At 37.7% G+C, this 5,578-nt stretch carries 5 protein-coding genes; 2 read left to right on the top strand and 3 right to left on the bottom strand.

Annotation, left to right across the window (positions count from 1 at the left end; genetic code table 11):
• From AC1DPQ_RS16125 to AC1DPQ_RS16115, 3 genes are all read right to left on the bottom strand, one after another.
• Positions 1–663 (bottom strand): F0F1 ATP synthase subunit A (locus AC1DPQ_RS16125; protein WP_477610238.1); only part of this gene is annotated, 663 nt, incomplete at its 3' end.
• A gap of 14 nt (positions 664–677) precedes the next feature.
• Complete coding sequence (locus AC1DPQ_RS16120) at positions 678–1,067, bottom strand: hypothetical protein (protein ID WP_477610236.1); 390 nt, start codon at positions 1,065–1,067, stop codon at positions 678–680.
• A gap of 211 nt (positions 1,068–1,278) precedes the next feature.
• The gene (locus AC1DPQ_RS16115; RefSeq protein WP_477581484.1) at positions 1,279–1,500 is read right to left on the bottom strand and encodes an AtpZ/AtpI family protein; all 222 of its coding nucleotides are present in this window, start codon (positions 1,498–1,500) and stop codon (positions 1,279–1,281) included.
• A 110-nt stretch (positions 1,501–1,610) separates the two neighbouring features.
• On the opposite strand from AC1DPQ_RS16115, the gene porW reads away from it, so the two are divergent.
• Positions 1,611–4,376 carry a type IX secretion system periplasmic lipoprotein PorW/SprE gene (porW, locus tag AC1DPQ_RS16110; RefSeq protein WP_477610234.1) on the top strand — a complete coding sequence of 922 codons (2,766 nt, stop codon included), beginning with the start codon at positions 1,611–1,613 and terminating at the stop codon, positions 4,374–4,376.
• Positions 4,377–4,481: 105 nt separating this feature from the next.
• On the top strand, positions 4,482–5,578 hold a 1,097-nt coding region (locus AC1DPQ_RS16105), incomplete at its 3' end, for a transglycosylase domain-containing protein (protein ID WP_477610232.1).

Genomic DNA, 5,578 nt, shown 5'->3' with positions numbered 1-5,578 from the left:
CAGGTAAGGCATAAATTTAGCATACTTATGACCGATGTTTGGCTTAGCAATATCATCCCTTACAAAAACAATGATCGGTTCGATTAAAGACTGTAAACCTTTTGGCGCCTTACCAACGCGTTTTTTATACGTCCTAGCGACTGAAATGAATACAATTAAAATAATCAAAATCGCCACGAACATCGCGGCAACGTTTTTAGTAATTGAGAAATCTAAAACAGACTTACTAGCTTCTTCATCGACCTTTCCATCAGCACCAACTACCTTTACATGATCTTCCTCTAAGCGATAGTTATTGTATTTACCATTATAATCATGTTCTCCATGATGGAAGTTACCAGAAGAGAAAACCTCCAGCCCGTTACTAGTGTACAAAATTACAGGGAGAGGCAATGAAGTATGCCCCCAAAGATGCCACATATGCGAATCGGCAATGTGTTCCATAATTACCTTAGTTGGCTCGAATTTTTCTTCACCATGCTTAGCAGCGCCATGCTCACCAGAAACTGCTTCGGCAGATCCGGCTACAACACTATCAACAGGAACAACAGCGCTATCAACCTGAGCGAAAGTATCAATTTTGATAGATAAAAACGCGATTAAAAGCGTAAAAACAACAATTAGTCTTTTAACTTTCGACACAAAAACTTGGTTACAATCCATTTATTGGCAGTTTTTTACTTTAAATTTTGGTGGCGCAAGTTACGTAACAAACAGTAAATTTCAAAGGCCGTAAACAATAAATATAAAGAAAAAAAATTAAGCAGAAATATTAGCCCAATCCCCTTCGCTTTTATACTGTAAATCAACACAAAAGCCATACAAAAAATCATCTTCACCGCAATTGATCCCATAATAGCCATTATACCTACTTCCGGATCACGTTTTATACCGATATCCACAAGCATATAAGCCACGTAAGTGATGCCGGCCAAAAAGCCAAACATCACCCAAAAGTTATTTACAAACAATTGTTTATCAGGAAATACGACAGGTAAAACGGCAATTACACCTATTAAAAGGCCTACGAAAATGAAATAGATACTGGTAAATTTGGCTAGAGTCAATGTATAATTTCTTAGCAGATAAAAACTTTTGCAAAGGTAAGGTTTTTAGTATCAAGTAAGTAGTGTGGGAGATAATTATTATGAAGGTTGGTTAACTGTTTAAATTGATTAATCGGTTAACTGAGGTAAATTGTTCTATTGCTGGATTGTTAAATTGCTTCATTGTTGGGCTCATCTCGTTCAACAATCTAACAATACAGCCATTTAGCAATTATTTAGTGGCCTGCCTAATGGCCTGGTATAATGCAATCCCCACCCCTGCCAAAGCAAAAGCAGCAGTAATTAAATTAGTTTTGCTGTTTCTGTACTCATCAATCTTATAGCCAATAAAAGTAAGCAGGCCAATGGTAGCAATCATCTGGAAGCCAATGGCCGAATATTTGGCGGCCGCATTTACCTTTTTCTTTGTATCTTCTTCTTTCGGATTTTCCATTTTTTAATGCAATAATTAAATTAACTTTGAATAATTAAAATTTGTTACCAAATAAAATATTTTTCTACATATATTGTTTATTGTATATCCACCTAAGAGATTTATCATACTTGAAAAATTACGCTAACAAAAACTTAAATCCCTTCTTCATCCTTATAAGTGTCCTCCTTATTTATGGCTGTGTCGCAAATAAAGATACAGCAGTAGATCGCAGGTTTCAAAACTTAACGGCAAGGTATAACTATATCTACAACTCCAATGTTTTACTAACCGAGTACAATGAGAGCCTATTACAAAGTTACGCCGATAATTATGAGAAAACCCTACCCGTTTACCTCGATCCAGAGCCGCAGGTAAATCTGGTACTCACACCAGGAATAGCCAATAAACAGCTTGATGAAGTAATTACAAAAGGACAAACCGTTATAAACGATAAAAGTTTCAGTAATTATATTGATGATGCCTATATGCTTTTGGGTAAAGCAAATTATTTAAAAGGCAATTATTTTATCGCATCAGAATATTTCGATTATACAGCAAAAACCTATAATAACGATTTAAAAACATTCATTATGGCGATGAACTGGAAAGCGCGTAGCCAAATGCAATTGAACAATATGGTGCTTGCCGATAAAATTATTGACACCATGTTGCGTGCCTCTGACGAGCTGAAGAAAGATCTGGCAGAACCTTTAGCCACTGCCGCTCAAATGCGTATTTATCAAAAACGCAATAAAGAAGCTATTCTTTTTTTAGAATCGGCAATTACGCTTCCGGCAGAAAAACAGCTGCGTATACGCTGGCGCTTTATCCTTGCCCAATTGCAGGAGAAAGAGAAAAATCTTCAGGATGCTTATGCCAATTTCACTAAGGTTGAAAAAAGCAACGCACCGTTCGAGATGTATTTTCATGCCAATTTAAACCGCATTAAACTAAGGGCATTGCTCAGTGGCGTAAAACTGAATAAGGAAGAACAGCTGCTTGCTTTGTTAAAAGATGATAAGAATTTCGATTATACCGATCAGATTTATTATCAGGTTGGAGAGCTCTTTTCTGCAGAAGGAAACTTTGTAAAAGCCGAAGAAAATTACCACAAATCAGTTGCAAAAAGCACCAGAAACCAAACTCAAAAGGCCTTGTCCTATTTAAGAATTGCCGACTTAAATTTTAAAGCGTTTAACAACTACATTAAAGCAAAACTGTATTACGATAGTACGGTGATGATTTTACCTAAAAACTTTCCTGACTACGACAACATTGTTAAAAAGGCCGATAACCTGAAATATTTAACTGATAGGTATACCATTATTGCCAAAGAACATACCGCCCAGGCTATTGCCAAACTTCCTGCAGGCGAGCGCGAGGCTAAGGTTAAAGCTTATTTAACACCTAAAGTTGAGGTGAGCAATACTGGAGGGGTAATCAGCAATCAATATTTAAATGATCCTGAATTCCCAAATCGATCGTTAAATGCTTCGAATAATACTGCGGGGAACACCTTTTACTTTAATAACAATGCTGCAATAAGCAATGGTTTTGGCGATTTCAAAAAACGCTGGGGCAACAGACAGCTGGAAGATAACTGGCGACAAAGCATCCGTTCATCAGCCCAGGAAACCAATCAGGTTTTGGCAGGAGGAAATGTAGCCACAGGAATAACGCCTGCAAATGGAGAAACGAATCAAACAGCTGCAGACCAAACCACATTAGAAAAACAGTTTTTGGATGGTTTGCCAACCACTCCCGCATTATTGGCTACCTCCGATCAAAAAATCATTGATGCTTATTTCGAAATCGCCAGCTTCTATCAACAAGAGCTAAACGACAAAGCGGAAGCAAATAAGATTTACCTGGAACTAATTAAAAGATATCCGGACAATAACCACTTAGTTGCCATTTACTACAGTTTACATCTAAATTACAAGGGTGTTGATGAAGTAAAATCAGATCAGTATAAACAATTGGTGCTCACTAAGTTCCCTGAATCTAATTTTGCAAAGAATATCTTAGATCCATCATACTCGGCCAAACAAACTGAAATGGAAAACATTGCCATTAACAACTACAATGTAGCCTTTGATGCTTATGCGAAAAAAGATTATCCAGGGGTAGTAAAACAGGCGGATGATAACATTACGGCTTTCCCTAACAATGATTTAGCACCACAGTATGCCTATCTAAAAGCAATTGCTGTCGGCCGCACCGCTAAGGTTGATGCGCTGCTTACTGAATTTAATTTGATTACCACGCTTTATCCAAACGATAAAATTATTACCCCATTGGTCCGCGATCATTTAAAATATATTGAGGCAAATTTGGAAGAGTTTAAACAACGGCCGCTTGCCCTTATCGATTTTGATCCAAATGCGCCACGTTTTGTAAGTCAGGCTACACCAATTGCCGTTCCAACAAAACCCTTAGTAACTGATAATGCCACTGTAAAAACAGCAGACCCTACCACTGTATCTAAACCTGTTGAGATTAAACYGGCCGATCCTAACAAACCGGTCAGCATTTTTAGTGCAGCTAAATCAGAAGAGTATTATTATGTGATCGATGTTGCCGACGCAACTTTAACCTTAAGTTCATCGCGTTTCGGAATAGGCCAGTTTAACCGTGGTAATTACCCCGATAATGATTTGGAACATAAATTGGTAGAGTTAGATAATGATCAGCTGATTTACATTACGAGTTTTATCGATCTTGAAGACGCCAAAATTTACGAATCAAGCATTACAGGCCAGTTAAAGAACATTATGAAAGTTCCAGCTAACTTATATAAAGGCTTTATCATCAGCAAAGAAAACTTCGAAAAGCTAACAGACCGATCGCGCATTAACGAGTACCTGGAGTTTTTAAAAGACAATTACAAATAAAGTAATATGGTTTAAGCTGGCGGAGAAAAACCTATTCTATAAAAAATTAATAAATTTGCATCCAAATCTTCTATTCTGGAGGTGATTGGAAAATAACAACACAAAATGAACAAGTCCCTTTCTGCACAAGAAACAAAAAGATATAGTTTAATCATCTGGAAAATACTAATCGGGGGAATTGCCCTGTTTGCTATTTTCATTTCGATGGTAGGCTTGGGCCTTTTTGGTGCGCTACCTTCTTTCAGGGATATCGAACATCCAAAAAGCAACCAGGCTTCAGAAATTATTGCCGAGGATGGCCGGCCATTAGGCACCTATTTTGTTCAAAACAGATCGAATGTTACTTATAAAGATATTTCGGAAAATGTAATCAACGGGCTGATCGCGACGGAAGATACCCGCTTTAAAGAACACTCGGGCATAGATTTCAAACGTACCTTCACCATTATCGGTTATAATTTAATCGGTAAAAAACAAGGTGCAAGTACCATTACACAGCAATTGGCAAAAAATCTTTTCCCTAGAGAATCGAACCTGAATTTTTTCTCGCTGGTGTTAACCAAGTTTAAAGAGTGGATTGTTGCCGTTAAATTGGAACGCAACTATACCAAGGAAGAAATTATTACCATGTATTTAAACACGGTTGATTTTGGTAACCAGGCTTATGGCATAAAATCGGCTGCCAGGGTTTATTTTAACACTACCCCTGATAAACTTACTTTAACAGAGGCTGCAACGCTTGTAGGGATGCAAAAAGGGATAACCATGTACTCGCCAACCCGTCACCCCGAACGATCAAGAGACCGCAGAAATACCGTAATGGCCATGATGGTTAAATCGGAGCTCTTAACCCAGCAAGAATTTGACGAGCAAAAAGAAAAACCTTTAAACCTGCATTTTAATGCGGCAACAGTTAACGATGGGATTGCACCATATTTCCGTTCGGTACTGAAGAATGATATTAAAAACATTTTTCAGGAGCAGTCGATTACCAAACCTGATGGCACACCTTACGATTTAGACCGTGATGGTTTGAAAATTTATACCACATTGAATTATGATATGCAGGTATACGCCGAAGAGGCGCAAAAAGAATATATGAAGATCTTACAGGCGCAGTTTATCGCCAGCTGGAAAGGCAGAAACCCTTTTAAGGATAAAGCTTTACAGATTGAACAGGGCATTAAAAGATCAGACCGTTA

The sequence above is a fragment of the Pedobacter sp. 01T416_2 genome, assembly GCF_056398925.1.
This window is presented reverse-complemented; position numbering and strand designations above follow the sequence as displayed.